Annotated in this window: 24 protein-coding genes and 1 pseudogene; 17 read left to right on the forward strand and 8 right to left on the reverse strand. The window is 71.9% G+C overall.

What is annotated here, in order from left to right:
* Positions 1-135: 135 nt before the first annotated feature.
* The 3 genes from C8E84_RS13750 to C8E84_RS13760 are packed head-to-tail and all read left to right on the forward strand — an operon-like array spanning position 136 to position 1,976.
* Positions 136-1,194, forward strand: a complete 1,059-nt coding sequence (locus C8E84_RS13750) for an asparaginase (protein WP_159902962.1) — start codon at positions 136-138, stop codon at positions 1,192-1,194.
* Positions 1,195-1,201: 7 nt separating this feature from the next.
* Entirely contained in the window at positions 1,202-1,627 is a 426-nt protein-coding gene (dtd, locus tag C8E84_RS13755) for a D-aminoacyl-tRNA deacylase (protein ID WP_159902964.1), read from the forward strand.
* Positions 1,628-1,655: 28 nt separating this feature from the next.
* The gene (locus C8E84_RS13760) at positions 1,656-1,976 is read left to right on the forward strand and encodes a DUF2516 family protein (RefSeq protein WP_159902966.1); all 321 of its coding nucleotides are present in this window, start codon (positions 1,656-1,658) and stop codon (positions 1,974-1,976) included.
* 26 nt (positions 1,977-2,002) lie between these two features.
* Here C8E84_RS13760 and C8E84_RS13765 read toward each other — a convergent pair whose 3' ends face one another.
* A complete protein-coding gene (locus tag C8E84_RS13765) occupies positions 2,003-2,803 on the reverse strand; it encodes a class I SAM-dependent methyltransferase (protein WP_159902968.1) in 801 nt (266 codons plus the stop codon).
* A gap of 66 nt (positions 2,804-2,869) precedes the next feature.
* Between C8E84_RS13765 and C8E84_RS13770 the strand changes: the two genes are divergently transcribed.
* From C8E84_RS13770 to C8E84_RS13785, 4 genes are read left to right on the forward strand one after another with little or no spacing between them, the layout of a single operon-like run.
* The gene (locus tag C8E84_RS13770) at positions 2,870-3,652 is read left to right on the forward strand and encodes a hypothetical protein (protein WP_159902970.1); all 783 of its coding nucleotides are present in this window, start codon (positions 2,870-2,872) and stop codon (positions 3,650-3,652) included.
* 14 nt (positions 3,653-3,666) lie between these two features.
* Positions 3,667-4,983: a D-inositol-3-phosphate glycosyltransferase gene (gene mshA / locus C8E84_RS13775; protein WP_159902972.1), complete on the forward strand. Its 1,317-nt coding sequence runs from the start codon at positions 3,667-3,669 to the stop codon at positions 4,981-4,983.
* A gap of 14 nt (positions 4,984-4,997) precedes the next feature.
* A complete protein-coding gene (locus C8E84_RS13780) occupies positions 4,998-5,507 on the forward strand; it encodes a type III secretion system chaperone family protein (protein ID WP_159902974.1) in 510 nt (169 codons plus the stop codon).
* A 32-nt stretch (positions 5,508-5,539) separates the two neighbouring features.
* Complete coding sequence (locus C8E84_RS13785; protein ID WP_159902976.1) at positions 5,540-6,277, forward strand: phosphoglyceromutase; 738 nt, start codon at positions 5,540-5,542, stop codon at positions 6,275-6,277.
* A gap of 2 nt (positions 6,278-6,279) precedes the next feature.
* On the opposite strand, the gene C8E84_RS13790 is transcribed toward C8E84_RS13785, so the two are convergent.
* From C8E84_RS13790 to phoU, 3 genes are read right to left on the reverse strand one after another with little or no spacing between them, the layout of a single operon-like run.
* Entirely contained in the window at positions 6,280-8,163 is a 1,884-nt protein-coding gene (locus tag C8E84_RS13790) for a hypothetical protein (protein WP_159902978.1), read from the reverse strand.
* 26 nt (positions 8,164-8,189) lie between these two features.
* Positions 8,190-9,110 (reverse strand): polyphosphate kinase 2, encoded by a 921-nt coding sequence (gene ppk2, locus C8E84_RS13795; protein ID WP_159902980.1) that lies wholly within the window; start codon positions 9,108-9,110, stop codon positions 8,190-8,192.
* Positions 9,111-9,163: 53 nt separating this feature from the next.
* Positions 9,164-9,859, reverse strand: a complete 696-nt coding sequence (gene phoU / locus C8E84_RS13800; protein ID WP_159902982.1) for a phosphate signaling complex protein PhoU — start codon at positions 9,857-9,859, stop codon at positions 9,164-9,166.
* A 194-nt stretch (positions 9,860-10,053) separates the two neighbouring features.
* Between phoU and C8E84_RS13805 the strand changes: the two genes are divergently transcribed.
* Positions 10,054-11,310, forward strand: coding sequence for a sensor histidine kinase (locus tag C8E84_RS13805; protein WP_159902984.1), 1,257 nt, complete (start codon positions 10,054-10,056; stop codon positions 11,308-11,310).
* On the forward strand, positions 11,288-11,968 hold the full coding sequence (locus C8E84_RS13810; protein ID WP_159902986.1) for a response regulator transcription factor: 681 nt from the start codon (positions 11,288-11,290) through the stop codon (positions 11,966-11,968). The genes C8E84_RS13805 and C8E84_RS13810 overlap by 23 nt, the downstream gene beginning before the upstream one ends.
* Positions 11,969-12,025: 57 nt before the next feature.
* Here the strand turns inward: C8E84_RS13810 and C8E84_RS13815 are convergent, their stop codons facing one another.
* Positions 12,026-12,490, reverse strand: a complete 465-nt coding sequence (locus C8E84_RS13815) for a hypothetical protein (RefSeq protein ID WP_159902988.1) — start codon at positions 12,488-12,490, stop codon at positions 12,026-12,028.
* A gap of 243 nt (positions 12,491-12,733) precedes the next feature.
* Between C8E84_RS13815 and C8E84_RS13820 the strand changes: the two genes are divergently transcribed.
* The 3 genes from C8E84_RS13820 to ispF are packed head-to-tail and all read left to right on the forward strand — an operon-like array spanning position 12,734 to position 14,444.
* A complete protein-coding gene (locus tag C8E84_RS13820; RefSeq protein ID WP_159902990.1) occupies positions 12,734-13,216 on the forward strand; it encodes a CarD family transcriptional regulator in 483 nt (160 codons plus the stop codon).
* A 29-nt stretch (positions 13,217-13,245) separates the two neighbouring features.
* On the forward strand, positions 13,246-13,959 hold the full coding sequence (gene ispD, locus C8E84_RS13825; protein WP_159902992.1) for a 2-C-methyl-D-erythritol 4-phosphate cytidylyltransferase: 714 nt from the start codon (positions 13,246-13,248) through the stop codon (positions 13,957-13,959).
* Positions 13,956-14,444 (forward strand): 2-C-methyl-D-erythritol 2,4-cyclodiphosphate synthase, encoded by a 489-nt coding sequence (gene ispF, locus C8E84_RS13830; RefSeq protein WP_159902994.1) that lies wholly within the window; start codon positions 13,956-13,958, stop codon positions 14,442-14,444. Before ispD ends, ispF begins: the two co-directional genes overlap by 4 nt.
* A 143-nt stretch (positions 14,445-14,587) precedes the next feature.
* Here ispF and C8E84_RS13835 read toward each other — a convergent pair whose 3' ends face one another.
* Both C8E84_RS13835 and C8E84_RS13840 read right to left on the reverse strand, forming a co-directional pair.
* Positions 14,588-15,235, reverse strand: a complete 648-nt coding sequence (locus tag C8E84_RS13835) for an MBL fold metallo-hydrolase (protein WP_159904942.1) — start codon at positions 15,233-15,235, stop codon at positions 14,588-14,590.
* 14 nt (positions 15,236-15,249) lie between these two features.
* A complete protein-coding gene (locus C8E84_RS13840) occupies positions 15,250-16,344 on the reverse strand; it encodes an S-(hydroxymethyl)mycothiol dehydrogenase (RefSeq protein WP_159902996.1) in 1,095 nt (364 codons plus the stop codon).
* A gap of 648 nt (positions 16,345-16,992) precedes the next feature.
* Between C8E84_RS13840 and C8E84_RS18190 the strand changes: the two genes are divergently transcribed.
* On the forward strand, positions 16,993-17,286 hold the full coding sequence (locus C8E84_RS18190; RefSeq protein ID WP_246196949.1) for a hypothetical protein: 294 nt from the start codon (positions 16,993-16,995) through the stop codon (positions 17,284-17,286).
* A gap of 102 nt (positions 17,287-17,388) precedes the next feature.
* Here C8E84_RS18190 and C8E84_RS18580 read toward each other — a convergent pair.
* Positions 17,389-17,517 (reverse strand): annotated as a pseudogene (locus C8E84_RS18580) (type IV toxin-antitoxin system AbiEi family antitoxin domain-containing protein); the annotation flags it as partial.
* A gap of 319 nt (positions 17,518-17,836) precedes the next feature.
* On the opposite strand from C8E84_RS18580, the gene cysS reads away from it, so the two are divergent.
* From cysS to C8E84_RS13865, 4 genes are all read left to right on the forward strand, one after another.
* On the forward strand, positions 17,837-19,270 hold the full coding sequence (cysS, locus tag C8E84_RS13850; protein WP_159903000.1) for a cysteine--tRNA ligase: 1,434 nt from the start codon (positions 17,837-17,839) through the stop codon (positions 19,268-19,270).
* A gap of 3 nt (positions 19,271-19,273) precedes the next feature.
* Positions 19,274-20,230, forward strand: a complete 957-nt coding sequence (gene rlmB, locus C8E84_RS13855; protein ID WP_159903002.1) for a 23S rRNA (guanosine(2251)-2'-O)-methyltransferase RlmB — start codon at positions 19,274-19,276, stop codon at positions 20,228-20,230.
* 171 nt (positions 20,231-20,401) lie between these two features.
* Complete coding sequence (locus C8E84_RS13860; RefSeq protein ID WP_211675595.1) at positions 20,402-20,773, forward strand: DUF4190 domain-containing protein; 372 nt, start codon at positions 20,402-20,404, stop codon at positions 20,771-20,773.
* A gap of 1 nt (position 20,774) precedes the next feature.
* A complete protein-coding gene (locus C8E84_RS13865; RefSeq protein WP_159903004.1) occupies positions 20,775-21,215 on the forward strand; it encodes a DUF2752 domain-containing protein in 441 nt (146 codons plus the stop codon).
* The last annotated feature ends 44 nt before the right edge of the window (positions 21,216-21,259 follow it).

Here is a 21,259-nt window from a genome sequence, read left to right on the forward strand (position 1 = left end):
TCCCGGTGACACCCCGACGACCGGGGCCGGCCCTGCCGGCCCCGGTCGTTCGTGTCTGCGGGCGCCGGCACGACCGACGCGGTGGGTGCGGTCGGTGGATGCCGTCCGCCCCGTCCCGCGGATAGGGTCACCTGCGTGCCCCAGCAGACCCCGAGTTCAGCCCATCCGTCAGGTGACCAGGTCTCCACGGTGACACCACCCGCGCTCGCGCAGGCGCCGGTGCTGGCCCACGTGACCCGCGGCGCGGTCGTGGAGTCGGTGCACCGCGCCAGCGTCGCCGTGACGGCATCCGACGGCTCCGTGCTCCAGGCGTGGGGTGACCCGCACGACCCGGTGTTCCCGCGTTCCTCGAACAAGCCGTTGCAGTCCGTGGCGATGGTGCGCGCGGGGCTCGACCTGCCCCCGCACCACCTGGCCCTGGCCAGCGCGAGCCACTCGGCCGAGCCCTTCCACCTCGACGCCGTGCGCGAGATGCTCGCCGCCGCCGGCCTCACCGAGGCCGACCTGCAGAACACCCCCGACCTGCCCTACGACCCGGACGAGCGCGACGTGTGGATCGCCGCCGGGCACGCCCCGCGCTCGCTGGCGCAGAACTGCTCGGGCAAGCACGCGGCCATGCTCGCGACCTGCCGGGTCAACGGCTGGGACATCGCGACGTACCGCGACCCACGGCATCCGCTCCAGCAGCTCATGGCGCAGACCATCGCCGACCTCGCGGGCGAGCCGGTCGCGGCCACGGCCGTCGACGGGTGCGGCGCGCCGGTCATGGCGATCTCGCTCGCCGGTCTGGCGCGGGCGTTCGGGCGCGTGGCCGCAGCCGAGCCGACCACGGACGAGGGGCGCGTCGCCGACGCCATCCGCCAGCACCCCGAGTACCTCGGTGGCACCCGGCGCGACGTCACGGCGCTGATCCGGGGCACCCGGGGCGTCATCGCCAAGGACGGCGCCGAGGCCGTGTACGCCGTGGGGTTGCCCGACGGCCGTGGGGTCGCCCTGAAGATCGCCGACGGTGGCCAGCGGGCCCGCCCGGTCGTGCTGGCCGCGGTCCTGCGCCGCCTGGGCGTGGAGTCCAGCGCGTTCGAGCGGCTCGAGTCGGCCCCGATCCTCGGTCACGGGCAACCGGTGGGCGCTGTCGTGGCGGCGGACCTCGACGGCACCATGAGCGTCGGCGGCTCGACCACCCACGCGGGGTGACGCCGCGATGAGAGCCGTGCTCCAGCGGGTGTCCAGCGCCCGGGTCGTCGTCGCCGGCGAGGTCGTCGGCGAGCTGACCCGGCCCGGCCTGGTCGCACTCGTCGGGGTCACCCACGACGACGGGCCGGCCCAGGTCGACACCCTGGCGCGCAAGATCGCCGACCTGCGCATCCTGCACGGTGAGCGATCGGTGCTCGACGAGGGTGCCCCCGTCCTCGTCGTCAGCCAGTTCACCCTCTACGCCGACACCCGCAAGGGCCGCCGCCCGTCGTGGAACGCGGCCGCCCCGGGACCGGTCGCCGAACCTATCGTCGAGCAGGTGGTGCAGGCGCTGCGTGATCGCGGTGTCGAGGTCGCGACCGGCCGCTTCGGGGCCGACATGGCCGTCGAGCTCGTCAACGACGGGCCCGTCACCATCCTCCTGGACGTCTGATCGGCCGGCGCCGCCTACGCTTGAGCCCATGAACGCGCTCGCCACCCTCCAGAGCTACATCGTGCTGGCCCTGTCCGTCGTGGCACTGGGCGTCGAGGCGTGGGCCTTCGTCGACTGCCTGCGCCGCCGCCCCGACGCCTTCGTGGCGGCCGGCAAGCGCACCAAGCAGTTCTGGATGCTTATCACCGGTCTCGCGGTGCTCCTCGGATTCGTGGCCCTCGGTGGGGTGGGCTTCCTCGCGATCATCGCCATCGTCGCCGCCGGGGTCTACCTCGCCGACGTCAAGCCGGCACTCGACCAGGTCATGGGTCGCGGCAGCGGCAACCAGGGGCCCTACGGCCCCTGGTGACCCGGCCACCGCGCGGGGCGAGGGCCTCAGAGCGCGCGCGGTGCCACGGCATCCCACGCGAGCGTGAGCTCGCCGACCCGCCAGCGTGCGGGTCCGTCGAGAACCGGCCACCCGGCATCCCGGAGCGCCCCGGCCGTCGCGATGAACCGCTGCCGCACCCCGTAGGCCGCATGGGGTGCCTGCCGCGCCCACGCGTCGTCGAGGTCGCTCAGCAGCCGGTGGACCCGCTCGCCCGGCACGTTGCGGTGGATCAGGGCCTTGGGCAGCCGTTCGGCGACGATCCCGGGCCGGTCCAGATCGCGCAGGCGCAGGCTGATCGTGAGGCTCACCGGCCCGGATGCCGTGAGCGCCACCCACGCCGCGACCCGCCCGAGCTCGTCGCACGTGCCGTCGACGAGCAGGCCGTCGGGCGCCAGACGGGATGCCGTGGCGTCCCACGCGGCGGCGACCTCACCTTCGTCGTACTGCCGCAGCACGTTGAACGCCCGCACGATGACCGGCCGGCGACCCTGCGGCAGGGGGACCTCGAAACCGCCGACGGCGAACCGCAGGCCGGGGCGCTCGAGGGGGCGGGCGGCGGCCACGCGAGCGGGGTCGATCTCGATGCCGACGACCTCGACGTCAGGGCGAACCGCGCTCAGCCGGTCATGGAGCTCGACGGCGGTGACGGGGGAGGCGCCGTACCCGAGGTCGACGACGACCGGCGGGCCCGGGTGGGCGCGCAGCCGCCACCCCTGCGGACCGGCGAGCCAGCGGTCACAGCGTCGCAACCGGTTGGGGTTGGTCGTGCCCCGGGTGATGACCCCGTGTGGCCGCTGCCGTGTCACCCGGCCAGCGTACGTGCGGCAGTTCGGTGGCTCGAGCCGGCACCGTCCCGGACGTAGGCTGAGGCGGTGCTGGACTGGTGGGTTCGACGGAGCCGCGACGGGCGGGTGAGCCTGTCGATGCTGGCCCTGGTCCTCTCGCTGAGCGGGGCGCTGGTGCTCGGGCTCACCTCGTGGGTTCCGCGGGTCATGGCCCGCGGCATCGGGATCGTCGACGTCGAGCCGGGGCTGCTCGAGGTCGCGCAGGGAGCGCGGGGGGTGCAGTCGCTCGGGGCCGGGTTGTCGGTGTCCCTGTTCACCTCGGGGTTCCGGCTCGCCCGGGGGAGCGAGGTGCTCGCGGACACGGTGACCCGCGGTGCCCCGGTGTCGGCGATGTTCGGGTCGGTGAGCGAGGGCGGGGAACATCCGCGCGAGACGATGAGCGGGGTGCTGTCCACCGTGCGCATCGACGCGGTGCGCCGGGTCGGCGACGTGGTGGAGTACATCGGTGTGGTGCGTGACTCCTCGACGAGCAGACCGCTGCGGATCAAGTTCGAGCCGACGGACGGGTCGATCCGCATGGACGTCCTCGTGCCGGCGGTCGATGCCCTGGCGATCCACCTCGACTGGCGGCCGGCGACGACCGGCATCGCGCCCGCCCTGCCCGAGCGCAACCTGCGCGAGCGCGCGTACTGGGTCGACCCGACCGTCATCGCCCAACCCGCGTTCACGTGGGTGCTCGGCACCGACGTGACGATCGGCCCGGTCCAGGTGCCTCGTGCCGTCGACCTTCGTCAGGACGGGCGGATCGCGGTCCACGTCTGGGCCCCCCGTGCGGTGGTGACCGTCACGGACACCCCGCGGATGCCGTGACAGACTCGGTGGTCATGAGCACGCACCCACGCCAGCGCCGCCTGCACCGCATCGCGATGGTGACCGTGCACACCTCGCCGCTGGCCCAGCCCGGAGAGGGTGATGCCGGTGGCATGAACGTCTACGTGCTCGAGGTGGCCCGACAGCTGGCCCGTCGTGACATCGCCGTGGACCTGTTCACCCGCACGACGAGCGCGGCCCAACCGCCCGTGGTCGAGGTCGAGCCGGGGGTCGTCGTGCGCCACCTCGCGGCTGGCCCGTACGAGGGCCTGTCCAAGGAGGACCTGCCCGGTCAGCTGTGCGCCTTCGCGGCCGGGATGATGCGGGTCGCCGCGCACGCGCCGCCCGGGTACTACGACCTCGTGCACTCGCACTACTGGCTCTCGGGGCAGGTCGGCTGGCTGGCCGCCGACCGGTGGGGTGTGCCGCTGGTGCACACGATGCACACGATGGCGCGGGTGAAGAACCTCCACCTCGCCGACGGGGACGAGCCCGAGCCGCGAGGCCGTGAGATCGGTGAGGCGCAGGTCGTCGAGGCCGCTGACCGGCTCGTCGCGAACACCGACCGCGAGGCCCGCGAACTCATCGAGCTCTACGACGCGGACCCGGCGCGGGTCGCCGTGGCGGAACCCGGCGTCGACCTCGCGGTGTTCAGCCCCGGGTCGAGGGACGAGGCGCGGGCCCGCGTCGGGATTCCCTCGGATGCCGTGCTCCTCCTCTTCGTCGGACGGATCCAACCGCTGAAGGCGCCCGACGTCCTCGTGCGCGCCGCCGCCGAGCTGGTGCGGCGCCGACCCGACCTGCGCTCACGCCTCGTCGTCGGCATCCTCGGCGGGGCCAGCGGCACCGGGGTGCGCAACCCCATGGGGTTGACCGAGCTGGCCCAGCAGCTCGGCATCGCCGACCTCGTGCGCTTCGTGCCGCCCGTCGACCGGTCGGCGCTCGCGCAGTGGTACCGCGCCGCCGACCTCGTGGCCGTGCCGTCGCACAGCGAGTCCTTCGGGCTCGTCGCGGTGGAGGCCCAGGCCTGCGGCACCCCCGTCGTGGCAGCCAACGTCGGCGGTCTGCCCACCGCCGTCGGGCCCGCGGGAGTCCTCGTCGACGGCCACGACACGGCCGACTGGGCGACCGCCCTCGAGTCGGTGATCGGCGACCCCCGCGGTGCCGCGGTGCTGGCCCGCACCAGCGTCGAGCACGCGGCGGGGTTCTCGTGGGCGCGAACGGCGCAGCGCCTGGCCGAGGTCTACGCCGACGCGATGGACCACCCGCGCGAGGTGCCCATCCACGACGCCGAGCTGCTCGCCGGCATCCCCACGGCGGTGATCCCGTGACGGGCAGGGGCGCGATGCGGGCCACGATCGAGGCGTTCCTCGCGGCATCCGGTCTCGAGTGGGAGCCCGGAGCCCGCGACGACGAGTACGTCGTGGCGTTGCCGGGTGAGAAGAAGCTGAAGACCATCGCCTCGCTCATCGTCTCGGACACGGCGCTGTCGGTGTCGGCGTTCGTCATCCGTAACCCCGACGAGAACCACGCCGAGGTCTACCGGTTTCTCCTGCGCCGCAACCTGCGGCTGCCGGGGCTGGCCTACTCGGTCGACAAGGCGGGCGACGTGTTCGTCACCGGCCGGCTGCCGGCTGCCGGCGTCGACGTCGACTCCCTCGACCAGCTGCTCGGGGTGGTGCTCACGGCGTGCGACGAGCCGTTCAACGAGCTGCTCGTCATGGGCTTCCTGTCCTCCATGCGCAAGGAGTGGGAGTGGCGGGTCTCGCGCGGTGAGAGCCTGCGCAACCTCGAGGCCTTCCGCGGCATCCTCGCCAGGCCGGGCGACCCCGATCCGGGATCCGCGCCCACCTGACCCTGACGGCCGCGGGTGGCTAGGCTGGCGACATGACCGAACACACGCTCATCCTGCTGCGCCACGGCGAGTCCGAATGGAACCAGAAGAACCTGTTCACGGGGTGGGTCGACGTCGACCTCACCGACAAGGGCCGCGCCGAGGCCGCGCGCGGTGGTCAGCTGATGAAGGATGCCGGGATCCTGCCCGACGTCGTGCACACCTCGGTGCAGCGTCGCGCGATCACGACGGCCAACCTCGCCCTGGATGCCGCTGACCGGCACTGGATCCCGGTGCACCGCAGCTGGCGCCTGAACGAGCGGCACTACGGCGCGCTGCAGGGTCTGGACAAGGCGGCGACCCGCGAGAAGTACGGCGACGAGCAGTTCATGCTGTGGCGTCGCAGCTTCGACACCCCGCCGCCGCCCATCGAGGTCGGCAGCGAGTTCGACCAGACCAACGACCCCCGCTACGCCGGCATCGAGGTGCCGCTCACCGAGTGCCTCAAGGACGTCATCCCGCGGATGATGCCGTACTGGGAGAACGAGATCCGCAGCGACCTCGCGGACGGCAAGACGGTGCTCGTCACCGCCCACGGCAACTCGCTGCGCGCCCTGGTCAAGCACCTCGACGGCATCAGCGACGACGACATCGCCGGCCTGAACATCCCGACCGGCATGCCGCTCGTCTACCGCCTCGGCGACGACTTCATGCCGACCGGTCCGGGCGAGTACCTCGACCCCGAGGCAGCAGCTGCGGCAGCGGCGGCGGTGGCCAACCAGGGCCGCTGAGCTCAGCCGTCCGTCGGGTGCCGACCCTGGTCCGGCACGCCGTCGAAGAGCACCCGCCCGTCGGCATCCTTGGTGACGATGCGGTACTCGGCCGCGTCGGCCCCGTTCACGACGGGGACGATCACAGCGTCCTGCCCGCGCGTCGGCACCACCTTGGACACCGGGTAGCCGTCGGGGCTGGTCGAGATGAGCTGCACCTGGGCGGCGCCTGGTGCCGCGACGAGGAAGCGCGCCACCCCGACTCGCTCGTCGGAGGCCCACACGACGAGCGGGTCGCGCGCGCTGTCGCGCGAGAGCACGAGGGCCGGCTCGAGTGCCCAGGTGAACCCGTCGCCGGTGTACGCCGTGGTGCGGAACACCCCGCCCTCAGGCGTGGTGGTGAGCAGCGAGACCAGGCGAGCCGGCACGGCATCCGGCGGTGGTGGCCACTCGAAGAGCCCGCGGGGAATCTCCGCGTCCACGAACACCGTGGTCGTGAGGTCGCCCGCCGGGATGCCCGTGATCGCGCTGATGCACCGGTGCGCCCACCCCGGTGACGTGGTCGGAGCAGGGCCCTCGGAGATGGCCGTGAGGATCTCGGTGAAGGACTCGGGCGGCCCCTCCCACGAACCCACGCGCAGGCGCGTCGCCAGCGGGAGATCGGTGGCCAGGTTCAGGGTGGCGACGCCGCCATCCAGGGGCAGCGGACCCCAGTCGCGCTCGGTCGTGCCGTCGGCACGCGGCCGCAGCACCGACGACACCGATGCGGACTGCACCGTGGGGCGGGCCAGCACCACGAGAGCCGCCTGTGCTGGGCCCTCCGGGTCGGGCGCCAGGGTGACCGCGACGACGTCGCCGTCGGCGCTGGTGGCGAGGTTTCCGCCGGTGACCAGGATCCTCGGGGTCAGGCGTGCCGGGTCCATGCCGCGGGGGCCTTGGAACACGGCGACGAACGGTTGCGAATAGGTCACCGAGGATTCGTCGGTGAAGCCGTCGTTGTCCGTGCCCTCGGCTGAGCTGTACGACAGCATCAGCACGGCCCGTTGGGTGCCGATGTCTCCGGCCCACAGGAGGCGGTTGCGCGGATCGCCCGACCGCAGGGCCAGGGCGATGACCGCGGGGTCGTCGGCCAGAGGACCGCGGGGTGTCCACTGCGTCGCCGACGCCCACCGAGGGTCATCAGGGGCCAGGCGGGGCCTGGTGGTCGAGGACATCGAGGGGGCGTCGGCGCTGCCGCGGCGCACCAGAGCGGCGCCGGCGGCGGTGAGGGCGAGGGTGGTGGCACCTGCGGTGAGCAGGATGCGTCGTCGGATGCCGGTGGTGCGGGTGGCGACGAGGGCGGCGGGGTCTGGTGGGTCGTGGGTGTCGCGCAGGAGGTGGTCGATGGCCTCGGTGACATCGCGGTCTCGACGCCACGGGGAGGGGTCGCGGCCCTCGGCGAGGTGCGCGGCGTCGTGGGCTGCGGTGAGCCGCGCGTCGAGGGATGCCGCGTGGTCGGTGAGGGTGGCGGGGTCGGTGTCGTGGGTGGCCCGGCGGCGGGTGGGGGCCTGTCGAAGGAGGTGGGAGACGGCGTCGGGGTTCAGGTCCCACAGGTGGTGGGTGGCCAGGAGGGCGCGTTCGATCGGTGGTGCGGAGCGGATGGCGACGACGAGTGCCGTCACGACGGGGTCGTCGGTGCTGTCAGCGTCGTCGCTGACGTCCAGTGCGGCGGGTGTGGCAGTGGCTGCGTGGAGGGCGGCACCGAGGACGGCGACGCGGGCCTGCTCGCCGGGGCGGCCGGCATCCACGACGTCGTTCCAGGTGCGGTTGAGCCGGGCCAGGGCGTCGGCGGTGACGTTGCTGGCGCGCTCGGTGTCGAGGAGGGTCAGGTGCGCGACGGAGCAGAGTTCGGGCCAGCGGGCGGACACGAACTCGGCGAAGTCACCTTGAGCGCTCAGAGGCGTGGCAGGACCCGGTCGGTGTGCTCGCCGGCCTCGAAGATCTTCGACGCCGGGCCCACGATGAGGGGGTCGGGCTGGCCGACGATGGCGGCGTCCTTCTGCGCGTAGTCGACCCGGTTGAGCAGCACCCGGAAGGCTTCGAGGCGGGCGCGCTTCTTGTCGTTGCTCTTGATGACCGTCCACGGCGCGTCACCGGTGTCGGTGTAGAAGAACATCGCCTCCTTCGCCTCGGTGTAGGCGTCCCACTTGTCGCGGCTCGCGAGGTCGGTGGGGGAGAGCTTCCACTGGCGCACCGGGTCGTTCTGGCGGGAGGCGAACCGGGCGGCCTGCTCCTCACGGCTGACGGAGAACCACAGCTTGACCAGCGTGATCCCGGAGTTGACGAGCATGCGCTCGAGGTCGGGCACCTCACGCATGAACTCGAGGTACTGGGTGGGGGTGCAGTAGCCCATGACGCGCTCGACGCCGGCCCGGTTGTACCAGGAGCGGTCCATGAACACGATCTCGCCGCCGCTCGGCAGGTGCTGGATGTAGCGCTGGAAGTACCACTGGGTCTGCTCGATCTCGGTGGGCTTCTCGAGGGCGACCACCCGTGCACCGCGGGGGTTCAGGTGCTCCATGAACCGCTTGATCGCGCCGCCCTTGCCCGCGGCGTCGCGACCCTCGCAGATGACGAGGACCTTGGCGCCGGTCTCCTTGGCGTGCAACTGGAGCTTGAGCATCTCGATCTGGAGCTTGCGCTTGGTGCGCTCGTACTCGTCGCGGGGCAGCTTCTTGTCGTACGGGTACCCCTGCTGCCAGGTCTTGCCGACCTTGACGTCGATCTCGACGCCGTCGGCCTCCTCGAGATCGTGAAGCTCCTCGATCTCCTCGGCGTAGTCCTCGGTCACCGACAGTCGCGTGTCATCGTTCACGACCTTGAGACTAGCCAAGTGGCGCGGTGTCCGCGCGGCGGTTCGGTGTGCGCTCAGGCACCCACGGTGGCGCCGTCCTCGGCGTCCTCGTGACTGCCCTCGCTGGCGGGGTCGAACTCGCCCGTGACCAGCCAGATGACCCGGTGGCCGACGCTCACCGCGTGGTCGGCGAACCGCTCGTAGTAGCGACCCACCAGGGTGATGTCGATCGCCGCCTCCGTGCCGTGTCGCCAGCTCGGGTCGGTGACCCGGGCGAACAGCTCGCGGTGCAGGTCATCCATCGCGTCGTCGTCGCGTTCGATCTGCTGGGCCGCCTCGAGGTCGCGCGCCGCGATGACCGAGCCGGCCTTCTCGACGATGCGTTCGGCGACGTGCCCCATCTGCAGGATGGTCGAGCGCAGCTCGGCAGGTACGGCGGATGCCGGGTAGCGCAGGCGGGCGACCTTGGCCACGTGCCGCGCGAGGTCGCCCATCCGTTCGAGGTCGCTGCTCATCCGCATGCTCGTGACGATGACCCGTAGGTCGGTCGCGACCGGCTGCTGGCGCGCGAGCAGGTCGAAGGAGAGCAGGTCGAGGTCGGCGCGCAGGGCATCGATCTCGGCGTCAGCGGCGATGACGGAGTCGGCGAGGTGGATGTCGGCGTCGAGCAGCGCGGTGGTCGCGCGGTTCATCGCGGAGGACGCGAGGTGCGTCATCTCGACGAGCGTCTCGGCGACCCGGTCGAGCTCCTCGTGGAAGGCCTTGCGCATCAGGGGTGGTTCCTTCGGGTGGCATGGGGGTGATGGGTGACGGGGCCGGGCCGGTGGGGGCTGCGGCTGCTGCCCTCGACCCTGACAGCCGGGCGTGAACCGCAGGGGCACCCGAGGTGAACTTCTGGCGAGGCTGGAGCGGCGGGAGGTGTTCGTGGACGAACCGGGTCACACCCGGGCCGTACCCTGACGTCGTGGACCCTGTGCTCGCGGCGATTCTCGGCGGGGCGGTGGGGCTCGTCATCGGATCCGTCGCCGTCCTGGCGACACGGTGGTCCGAGCGCAGCACCGCCGCGCCCGACCCTGTCGACCCCCCGCTGCCCCGCGGGGTCGGCGACGTCCTGTCGGTGCTGAAGTCGATCGCGGTGGTCCTGGACGCCAGCGACGCCGTGGTCAACACCTCGGCGTCCGCCGTCAGCTACGGCCTCGTGCGTCACGGTGAGCTCGTGCACCACGAACTGCGGCACATCGCCCGGCAGGTGCGCCGTGACGGCCTGATCCGCGAAGCCGAGTTCGACCTGCCCCGCGGTCCGAACGCCCAGGCCAGCACCGTGATGCGGGTGCGGGTGGCCCCGATCGCCGTGTCCCACGTGCTCATCCTCGCCGAGGACCACACCCAGGCCCGCCGGGTCGAGGAGGTGCGGCGCGACTTCGTCGCCAACGTCAGCCACGAACTGAAGACGCCCGTCGGCGGCATCTCGCTGCTCGCCGAGGCCGTGCTCGACGCCCGTGACGACCCGGATGCCGTCGAGCGCTTCGCCGAGCGCATCCTCGTCGAGTCGACTCGCCTGACCCGGCTCGTCAAGGAGATCGTCGACCTCTCCCGGCTCCAGGTCGCCGACACCCTGCACGAGCCCGTCATCGTCGACGTTCGCGCCGTCGCCGCCGAGGCTGTGGACCGGGTCCGCGTCGCCGCCGAGGCTCACGGCATCCAGCTCACGCTCGTCGGTGAGGAGGGTCTGCGCGTGTTCGGTGATGCCGAGCTGCTCACCACCGCGATCGCGAACCTCGTGACCAACGCCGTCAACTACAGCGGCTCCGGCACCCACGTCGGCATCGGTGCACGGCGCAACGGCGACAGCATCGAGGTGAGCGTCACCGACCAGGGCGAGGGCATCCCGGCCGCCGAGCAGGAGCGGATCTTCGAGCGGTTCTACCGGGTGGATGCCGCGCGCTCGCGGGCGACCGGCGGCACCGGCCTCGGCCTGGCCATCGTCAAGCACGTGTGCGCCAACCACGGTGGGCGGGTGAGCGTCTGGAGCCAGGAGGGGCGTGGGTCCACCTTCACGATGACACTTCCCGCCGCGGCCGACCGCCCGCGAGTGGGCACCGAGCAGCCGCACCCGCAGACCCTCGGGTCACCCGAGGTGCGCGACCACGCCGACCCGTGGCGGACGGCATCCGATGTGGAGAGGGAAAGGGCCCTGCATGACGCGCATCCTGATCGTTGAGGACGAGGTGTCCTTCTCGGACCCGCTGTCGTACCTGCTGAGCAAGGAGGGGTACGACGTCACGGTGGCCGAGAACGGTCACGACGCGCTGACCGCCTTCGACGGTGCCGGCGCCGACCTCGTGCTGCTCGACCTCATGCTGCCGGGGTTGTCCGGGGTCGACGTGTGCCGGGCCCTGCGGCAGCGCTCCAACGTGCCGGTCATCATGCTGACGGCCAAGGACAGCGAGATCGACAAGGTCGTCGGGCTCGAGCTCGGGGCGGACGACTACGTCACCAAGCCCTACTCCTCACGCGAGCTGCTCGCCCGGATCAAGGCGGTGCTGCGGCGCCTGGCCGAACCGGAGGAGCTGCTGCCGACGACCCTGGAGGCCGGGCCGGTGCGCATGGACGTCGAGCGACACGTCGTGACGGTGCGCGGGGGCCAGCTGCCCTTCCCGCTCAAGGAGTTCGAGCTGCTCGAGATGCTGCTGCGCAACGCGGGGCGCGTGCTGACCCGTGGCCAGCTCATCGACCGGGTGTGGGGCAGCGACTACGTCGGCGACACCAAGACGCTGGACGTGCACATCAAGCGGCTGCGCGCCAAGGTCGAGGCGGACCCGGCGAACCCGGTGCACATCCTCACCGTGCGAGGGCTCGGCTACAAGTTCGAGGTCTGAGCCGGGGGCGCCGGCTCGGCCCACGCCGGGGAAGCCTACTCAGCCGGGGAAGCCGACTCAGCCGAAGATCGTGGCGTTGTGGTCGACACCTGACAGCACGGGCACGGTGACGACGTTCTGCCCGGCCTCGGGCGTGGAGACGGTCAGGGTGATGGTGTCGCCCGGGTTGGCCGGCAGGGAGTCGAACTCGATGAGCGCACCGGGCTCGGACAGCGACTTGCCGGAGAACGCGGGCACGGCGGCCGTCTCGGTGGACGAGGCGCCCTCGACGCCGAAGGTGACGTCGACGGCCGAGGTGGCGTTGTTGACGGCCTGGCCGATGAGGACCGCCGGGCCGCCGCGGTTCTCGACGACGAACGCGAGGTTGCGCAGCTCGAGGCCGGGGATGGACAGCGCCACCCCGTCGGATGCCGGGTAGTCGTAGTCGGTCTGCGTGGGCGAGAAGACCGCGCACCCGGAGAGCAGGAGGCCGGCCGCGAGCAGGGCGGTGGCGCGCAGGGCGTGGGCGGCTCGTGTGGTCACGCCGCAAGGATATCCATGAGTGGGTGCGCGGCGTCCAACGACCGGCCCTGCCGTGTCCACGCCGTGTCCACCACGGGCGCGTGGGGCGAGCGCTATGCATGGAAAGCGCTGTTCTGTCAAGACCCGATTCACGCCCTGTGGAGCGGTCTCCCTGCCCCTGACCTGCGCAAATGGGTCGTCCTTCCATTTCGGTGGCCAGATTCTGCGTGGTACCCTGAGTGTCGCGAAAGGGGCCAACAACACATGGTTTTCAAGGTCGGCGAAACGGTCGTGTACCCCCACCACGGGGCAGCACGAATCGAAGAGATCAAGACTCGTACGATCCGCGGAGAGGAGAAGCTGTACCTCAAGTTGAAGGTCGCCCAGGGCGATCTCGTCATCGAGGTGCCAGCCGAGAACTGCGACCTCGTCGGTGTCCGCGACGTGGTCTCCAAGGAAGGGCTCGACAAGGTCTTCGAGGTGCTGCGCACCCCGTTCGCCGAGGAGCCGACCAACTGGTCGCGCCGCTTCAAGGCCAACCTCGAGAAGCTCGCCTCCGGCGACGTCATCAAGGTCGCCGAGGTCGTGCGTGACCTGTGGCGCCGCGACAAGGACCGTGGCCTGTCCGCCGGTGAGAAGCGGATGCTCGCCAAGGCTCGCCAGATCCTCGTGTCCGAGCTGGCCCTGGCCGAGAAGACCGACGAGGAAAAGGCCGAGGTCATCCTCGACGAGGTCCTCGCGTCCTGACGCCGGGCTCACGCCTACTCCACACTGACGTGACCGACGCCGACGCTGCCCCGAGCAGCGTCGGCGTCGTCGTCGTTGCGGCCGGTTCCGGGTCGAGGCTGGGCGCGGACGTGCCCAAGGCGTTCGTCCACCTGGCCGGCCGCCCGTTGCTCGCCCACGCGCTCGACACCGTCGCCCGGATGCCGGGGCGCGCCGAGGTCGTCGTCGTCGCCCCCGCGGGCCTCACCGACCCGGGCGGCCCGCTGTGGTCCGGGGTGGTGCTGCCGGCCGGTGCGGTGGTCGTGCCCGGAGGTGCCGAACGCACCGACTCGGTCGCGGCCGGGATGGCAGCTCTGGGTCAGGGTTGCGAGATCGTGCTCGTGCACGATGCCGCGCGCTGCCTGATGCCGCTCGCCGTGTTCTCGCGGGTGGTCGAGGCGGTTCGTGCGGGGGCGGCGGGTGCGGTGCCCGGCCTGCCGGTGGTCGACACGGTCAAGACCGTCGACGCCGACGGGGTGATCACGGGGACACCTGAGCGTTCGACGTTGCGGGCGGTGCAGACGCCGCAGGGGTTCCGACGAGAGGTGCTCGAGCGCGCTCACGCCAGTGGGCTCCAGGCCACCGATGACGCCGCGCTGGTCGAGCTCTGCGGTGATGACGTGGTCGTCGTCGAGGGTGATCCACTGGGCACGAAGGTGACGACCGCCGACGACCTCGAGCGGGCGCAGTGGCTGCTCGACCGGGCTGCCACACTGGGCGAATGATGCAGCTGCCACGGGTCGGCGTCGGGGTCGACGTGCACGCGCTGGCGCCCGAGGGCTCCGATCGCGAGCTGTGGGTGGCCGGGCTTCTCTGGCCGGGGGAGCGCGGGCTCGACGGCCACTCGGATGCCGACGTCGCCGCGCACGCGTCCTGCGACGCGCTGTTCTCGGCCGCCGGCATCGGTGACCTGGGGGCGCACTTCGGCACCGGTCGGCCGGAGTTCGCCGGGGCGTCCGGGGTGACCCTGCTCTCCGAGGCGGCCCGGTTGGTGCGGGCCGCCGGCTACGAGATCGGCAACATCGCGGTTCAGGTCATCGGCAACCGGCCGAAGGTGGGCACCCGGCGGGCCGAGGCGGAGCAGGCGCTGTCGGATGCCGTGGGCGCGCCCGTGTCGGTGAGCGGCACCACGACCGACGGCTTGGGTCTCACCGGGCGGGGCGAAGGGGTCGCGGCGATCGCCACCGCTCTCGTCGTGACTGCCAGCTGAACCCGCATCCCTGTCCCGCGGGACCCGCTGACCCCTGCCCCTTCCTCGGAACGTGGGTGAAAATCGCCGGCTGGACGACGATTTTCACCCACGTTCGCAGAGGCAGGGGCAGAGGAGGAGGCAGAGGCGGACGGCGGTTCGGGTCAGTGGCCGCGGTCGAGCCACTCCTGCAGGTGCGGGGCCTCGTCGCCGATCGTCGTCGTGTCGCCGTGGCCGGTCAGCACGACGGTGTCGGCCGGCAGGGTCAGCAGGCGCTCACTGATCGAGTCGATGATCGTCGGGAAGTCGCTGAACGAACGCCCGGTCGCACCAGGCCCTCCGCTGAACAGTGTGTCGCCGCTCAGCAGCACGCCGAGGGCCGGGGCGTGCAGGCAGCACGCTCCGGGCGCGTGGCCCGGGGTGTGCAGCACGGTCAGGTCGACGTCGCCGACGGTGAAGACCTGACCGTCGGCGAGTTCTCCACCGGGCGGCTCGGGCTGGGTCTGGTCCCACAGCACCCGGTCGTCCGGGTGCAGGGATGCCGTGGCACCGGTCGCGCGCACCAGGTCACCCACCGCGTTGACGTGGTCGTTGTGGCCGTGGGTGCACACGATCGCGACGACCCGTCGACCGCCGACCGCCTCGAGGATGGCTGGGGCATCGTGCGCGGCGTCGACGACCAGCACCTCGGTGTCGTCACCGACCAGCCACACGTTGTTGTCGACCTCCCACGAGCCGCCGTCGAGCTCGAACACCCCGGAGGTGACCACCCGCTCGACCCGAACGCCACCCGGGGACGGTGCGACCGGCATCCGGCTGTGCGAGCTCACTGGCCCTCGCCCATGACGACGACCGAGCGCAGCACCTCGCCGCGGTGCATCTTGTCGAAGGCGGCCTCGACGTCGGTGATGCCGATGCGCTCGGTGACGAAGGCGTCGAGGTCGAAGCGGCCCTGGCGGTAGAGCTCGACGAGCATCGGGAAGTCGCGCGAGGGCAGGCAGTCGCCGTACCAGCTGGACTTCAGCGAGCCGCCACGGCCAAAGATCTCGATCATCGGCAGGGTCACCTGCTTGTCGGGGGTCGGCACCCCGACGAGCACGACCGTGCCGGCGAGGTCGCGGGCGTAGAAGGCCTGCTCGTAGGTCTCAGGGCGGCCGACCGCCTCGACGACGACGTCGGCGCCGTGCCCACCGGTCAGCGCGCGGATCGCCTCGACGGCATCCTGCGTGCTCGAGTCGACCGTGTGGGTGGCGCCGAAGGTCTTGGCTGCCTCGAGCTTTCGGGCGTCGACGTCGACGGCGATGATCGTCGTCGCACCGGCGACCCTGGCCCCGGCGATGGCGGCGTTGCCGACCCCGCCGCAGCCGATGACCGCGATCGAGTCACCCCGGCCGACGCCGCCGGTGTTGACGGCTGCGCCGAAGCCGGCCATGACCCCGCATCCGAGGAGGCCGACGGCGGCGGCATCCGCCCGGTCGACCTTCGTGCACTGGCCGGCGGCGACGAGGGTCTTGTCGATGAAGGCGCCGATGCCCAGGGCCGGGCTCAGCTCGGTGCCGTCGGTCAGGGTCATCTTCTGCTTCGCGTTGTGGGTGGCGAAGCAGTACCAGGGCTTGCCCTTGAGGCAGGCGCGGCACTGCCCGCACACGGCCCGCCAGTTGAGGATGACGAAGTCGCCCGGTGCCACCTCGGTGACGCCCTCGCCGACCGCCTCGACCGTGCCGGCGGCCTCGTGGCCGAGCAGGAAGGGGTAGTCGTCGTTGATGCCACCCTCGCGGTAGTGCAGGTCGGTGTGGCACACCCCGCACGACTCGACCTTGACGACGGCCTCACCCGGCCCGGGGTCGGGAACGACGATGTCGACGAGCTCGACCTCGGCTCCCTTGGCGCGGGCGATGACTCCCTTGACGGTCTGTGGCACGGGTACTCCTCGGGTCGGCGGCGCTGCTGACGGGCCCGGGTGGGCGCTGGCGTCACGCTAGCCGCCACGCTCGGATGCCGGTAGCGGGGGGTGCGGGACGCCGGTCCGTCATCCCAGTGATGACGGAGAAGTTTGCCCGTGACGCAGATATATCCCCGTCCTGGCGAAACAACCCCGCCATCCCAGTGACGGCGGAGAAGTTTCGCCCCGTTCAGGAAGCCGGTCACCGACCCCGGTCCGCTGCCCTGGCCAGCGCAGCCCGGATCAAGGCGTCCATCCGGCGGGGGTTGTCGAGGTCGGCCCAGGTCAACCGAACAACCTCGTACCCGGTGGCGCAACCGGTCCTCGCGGATCTTCTCGGCGGCCAGGGCCTCACGCTCCTCCAGGCCGGCGTGCTTCACGAGCCCGTCGAACTCGACGATGACTCGGTCACCGATGAGGAAGTCCGGCCGGGCGAAGACGGACCCACTGTCGTCGGCCACCCTGACCTGGGTGCGCGGGCAGTGTCCGAGATCGGTGAGGAGCAGCCGGGTGCGACTCTCCCCGACGGACTCGCTTGCCGGGTCGCACTCGCCGATCCACCGCTGAGCGCGGACGGCCTGGCGTGGCGTCCGCGCGAGGTGGAGCACGGCCTCGGCGATCTGCTCGGTGGGGGTGCGCCTGCGCGCCAGGGCCGCGTCGGCCGCCACGACGAAGGGCACCCGCCCCTCGCGCACGGCCACCTGGGCCAGGGCGGCCGCGGTGGTGACCCGTGCGGCATCCGTCGATGACCACGGCGGCCAGCCGCGCGTCGCGGGGGTGGACGCGCAGCGTTCCGTCGCGGCGAACCCGAGCCACGTCGCCCATGAGGTCGACCACCTCGAGGGAGACTCCGTGGAGCGGGAGCCCGTGGACGGCGAGCGCGCTCTGGTGGCTGGCCACCTCGCCGTGCTCACGCACTGACGAGCCATCCCGGTGGAGCAGGATGCCCCTCGTGCGCAGGGCGAGGCGCGCTTCCGGGCTTGCCGACTCCCAGTCGGCCCGCACGACGTGGACACCTCGCCGCAGCGGATGGATGACCCCGGATCGCACGAGGGCGGCGAGGTCGGGAGCGCTGACATCCGCCCGGGCGACATCGGCGCTCGTGACGATGCCGTGCTGGCGCGCAGCCATGGCGAGGAGGTGGTCCGTCATCCGTCGATGGTGCCGGTTCGCGGAGGCCTCACCGAGTTGTCCACAGGCAGGTCTTCACCGAATCGTGCCGGTCGACCGGGTGAGCGTGGGCGCGGAGTGAACGGACGGCATCCGAGGGGGTGAGAAGTTTCGGGGCCGGCGCGCCCGTTCCGCCGACGGGCTGCCGGTCGTGGGCTGGGGTGTGGGTGGGCCGGCTGGCGGTCACGGGCTGGGGTGTGGGTGGGCCGGCTGGCGGTCACGGGCTGGGGTGTGGGTGGGCCGGATGCCGGTCGCGGGCTTCGCGGAATCGGCGCGCCCGCCGCGCCGGTAGCCTTACCGGGTGACTCTCAGGCTTTTCGACTCCCTCACGCGCGAGCTGCGTGACTTCGTCCCCGTCGTGCCCGGCAAGGCGGGGATCTACATCTGCGGGCTCACGACCCAGGCACCACCCCACCTCGGACACGTCCGTTTCGCCGTGGCGTTCGACGTGCTGCGCCGCTGGCTGACCCGCGGCCACGGCTACGACGTCGACCTCATCCGCAACGTCACCGACATCGACGACAAGATCCTCGCGAAGTCGCTGGAGTCCGGCGAGGCCTGGTACGCGGTGTCCTACCGCAACGAGCTCGAGACCTCGGCTGCGCTCGCGGCGCTCGGAGTGCTGCCCCCGACCTACGAGCCCCGCGCGACCGGGCACGTACCCGAGATGGTCGAGCTGATGGCCGCCCTGGTCGAGCGCGGCCACGCCTACGCCGCCGCCGACGGCAGCGGTGACGTGTACTTCGACGTGCGCAGCTGGGCCGACTACGGCGCCCTGACCCACCAGCGGGTCGACGACATGGTCGACGCCGAGGATGCCGACCCGCGCGGCAAGCGCGACCCCCGCGACTTCGCGCTGTGGAAGGGCCGCAAGGCCGACGAGCCGCCGACCGCGTCGTGGCCGACCCCCTTCGGCCCCGGCCGCCCGGGCTGGCACCTCGAGTGCTCGGCGATGGCCCGCAAGTACCTCGGTGACACCTTCGACATCCACGGCGGTGGCGTCGACCTGCGCTTCCCGCACCATGAGAACGAGCTCGCACAGTCGCGCGCGGCCGGTCTCGGCTTCGCCAACTACTGGCTGCACAACGCCTGGGTGACGCTGCACGGCGAGAAGATGAGCAAGTCGCTCGGCAACTCGCTGCGGGTCAGCGAGGTCGTCAAGGAGCACCGCCCGCTCGCGGTCCGCTACTACCTCACGGCCGCCCACTACCGCTCGACGATCGAGTTCCACGCCGGATCGCTGGAGGAGGCCGACACCGCCGTCGAGCGGATCGAGGGATTCCTGCGGCGCGCGCTGCCCGGCATCCTCACCGCCGTTCCGACGGGCGACGAGACGCTGCCCGAGGACTTCCGTGAGGCGATGGACGACGACCTCGGGGTCTCCGGGGCGCTCGCGGTCATCCACGAGGCCGTGCGCACCGGCAACACCGCGCTCGACGACGGTGACCACGAGGATGCCGCCGCCGTGGCCCGCGTCGTCATCGCCATGACCGACGTGCTCGGCGTCAACCCGCTCGACCCCGCATGGTCCGCCGGTGACTCCTCGGCGGCGGACGCCCTCGCGAGCCTTGACGCCCTCGTCAAGGAACGCCTCACGGCCCGGGCGCACGCCCGTGCCGCTCGTGACTACGACACCGCGGACGCCATCCGCGACGAGCTCGCCGCCGCAGGCATCGCGCTCGAGGACACCGCAGCCGGGGCCCGTTGGTCCTTGGCGCGGGGACGGAGCGAATGACCCATGGCCGGTAACTCCCAGCGCCGCGGCGCGATGCGCAGTTCGAGCAAGAAGGGCCCGCAGGTCGGCTCCGGCGGTCAGCGCCGCCGTGGGCTCGAGGGCAAGGGCCCGACGCCCAAGGCGGCCGACCGCCCGAACCACAAGGCCCACAAGATGGCCAAGGCGGCCGACCGCCGCGCCGGGGCCACGGGTGGGCGCACGAGCACGCGCAAGAACAAGGCGAGCAGCGAGATGGTCGCCGGGCGCAACTCGGTGCTCGAGGCCCTGCGCGCCGAGGTGCCGGTGACGACGATGTACGTCGCCGGCCGGATCGACTCCGACGACCGGGTGCGTGAGGCGCTCAAGCTCGCCACCGAGCGCTCCATCCCCGTGCTGGAGACGCCCCGCGGGGAGCTCGACCGTCTCACCGACGGTGCGGTCCACCAGGGGCTGGCCCTGCAGGTGCCGCCCTACGAGTACGCCCACCCCAGCGACCTCATCGATCCCGAGGCGCCCGGCATCCCGCTCGTCGTCGCGCTCGACGGCATCACCGACCCGCGCAACCTGGGTGCGATCGTGCGTTCGGTCGCGGCCTTCGGTGGGCACGGCGTCGTCGTGCCGAGCCGCCGTTCGGTGGGCATGACGGCATCCGCGTGGAAGACGTCGGCAGGGGCCGCGGCCCGGGTCCCCGTGGCCCAGGCGACCAACCTCACCCGCGCGCTCGAGGACTACCGCAAGGCAGGCTTCTTCGTGATCGGCCTCGACATGGACGGCGACGTCGACCTGCCCGACATGGAGCTCGCGTCCGAGCCGATCGTCATCGTCGTCGGCTCCGAGGGCAAGGGTCTGTCCCGGCTGGTGCGCGAGACCTGCGACCAGATCGTGTCGGTTCCGATGTCCTCGGCGGTGGAGTCACTCAATGCCGGGATCGCCACCGGCGTCACCCTCTACGAGGTCGCCCGCAGGCGCCGCAAGGCCTGATCCACCCGCTCGTGACGGCCGGATGCGGGTGGGCGGCGGACCGCGTTCATCCCCCGGTATTGCGGCGGTTTGGGTCGAGATGATCCTGTGGCTGTGGAAGGATCGGCGCCGCCGGAGCACTCCGGCCCTTGGGGGGTGCGCAAACCCCACACTCGCATCGAGAGGGAACTCATGTCTGACTACGGATCAACTCCTCCGCCCCCGCCGCCCGGCTCGGGCGATGGCGGCTACGGCGGCGGGTACGCCGCGCCCCCGCCCGTTGGCGGCGGTATGGGTGGCCCGGTGGACCACCCCAAGGGGATGACGGTGCTCATCCTCGGCATCCTCGGCATCGTCTGCTGCTCGCCGCTCGGCATCGTCGCGTTCGTGATGGGCAACACCGCCCTCAAGGAGATCGACGCCCAGCCGGGTCGCTACGGCAACCGCCAGATCGTGCAGATCGGCCGCATCCTCGGCATCGTGTCGATGGTTCTGCTCGTCCTCTCCCTCATCTGGTTCCTCTTCCTGGGTGGCATGGCTGTGCTGTCGCCTAGCAGCTCCTGAGGTGAGCCCCACCAGCACGATGGCGCGCCCCGGTCCGGTCACGGACCGGGTGCGCGCCGTCGTGCTTCCGGGGGTGATCGCCGCCGGTGTCCTGGGTGCCACGGCCTACGTCGCCGCCGTCGACCCCAGCCAGCCGGGGCACTACCCGCTGTGCCCGACCTACGCCCTGGCAGGCATCTACTGCCCCGGCTGCGGGATGCTGCGGGCCACCCACCAGCTGGTCAACGGTGACGTCGCCGCCTCGATCGCCTACAACCCGCTGACGATCCCGCTCTTCCTCGGGTGTGCACTGCTCTTCGCCCGCTGGGTCTACGCGCGCTGGCAGGGTCGCACCCTCCGGTGGGACCCGCCGACGTGGATGCCGTGGGCCATGGCTCTCGCGTTCGTCGCCTTCACCGTCGCCCGCAACATCCCGGGATGGACCTGGCTCTCACCGGCCTGACGCGGTGCGCGGTCCCTGACCCCGCGCCCCCGACGACGACGAAG

The sequence above is a fragment of the Ornithinibacter aureus genome, assembly GCF_009858245.1.
Taxonomy (GTDB): domain Bacteria; phylum Actinomycetota; class Actinomycetes; order Actinomycetales; family Dermatophilaceae; genus Fodinibacter; species Fodinibacter aureus.

Bases quoted from the DNA above. Each gene is read 5' to 3' on its own strand.
- dtd (WP_159902964.1), top strand. From the start codon at position 1,202: ATGAGAGCCGTGCTCCAGCGGGTGTCCAGCGCCCGGGTCGTCGTCGCC.
- C8E84_RS13760 (WP_159902966.1), top strand. From the start codon at position 1,656: ATGAACGCGCTCGCCACCCTCCAGAGCTACATCGTGCTGGCCCTGTCC.
- mshA (WP_159902972.1), top strand. From the start codon at position 3,667: ATGAGCACGCACCCACGCCAGCGCCGCCTGCACCGCATCGCGATGGTG.
- C8E84_RS13780 (WP_159902974.1), top strand. From the start codon at position 4,998: ATGCGGGCCACGATCGAGGCGTTCCTCGCGGCATCCGGTCTCGAGTGG.
- C8E84_RS13785 (WP_159902976.1), top strand. From the start codon at position 5,540: ATGACCGAACACACGCTCATCCTGCTGCGCCACGGCGAGTCCGAATGG.
- phoU (WP_159902982.1), bottom strand. From the start codon at position 9,859: ATGCGCAAGGCCTTCCACGAGGAGCTCGACCGGGTCGCCGAGACGCTC.
- C8E84_RS13810 (WP_159902986.1), top strand. From the start codon at position 11,288: ATGACGCGCATCCTGATCGTTGAGGACGAGGTGTCCTTCTCGGACCCG.
- C8E84_RS13820 (WP_159902990.1), top strand. From the start codon at position 12,734: ATGGTTTTCAAGGTCGGCGAAACGGTCGTGTACCCCCACCACGGGGCA.
- ispF (WP_159902994.1), top strand. From the start codon at position 13,956: ATGATGCAGCTGCCACGGGTCGGCGTCGGGGTCGACGTGCACGCGCTG.
- C8E84_RS13835 (WP_159904942.1), bottom strand. From the start codon at position 15,235: ATGCCGGTCGCACCGTCCCCGGGTGGCGTTCGGGTCGAGCGGGTGGTC.
- rlmB (WP_159903002.1), top strand. From the start codon at position 19,274: ATGGCCGGTAACTCCCAGCGCCGCGGCGCGATGCGCAGTTCGAGCAAG.
- C8E84_RS13860 (WP_211675595.1), top strand. From the start codon at position 20,402: ATGTCTGACTACGGATCAACTCCTCCGCCCCCGCCGCCCGGCTCGGGC.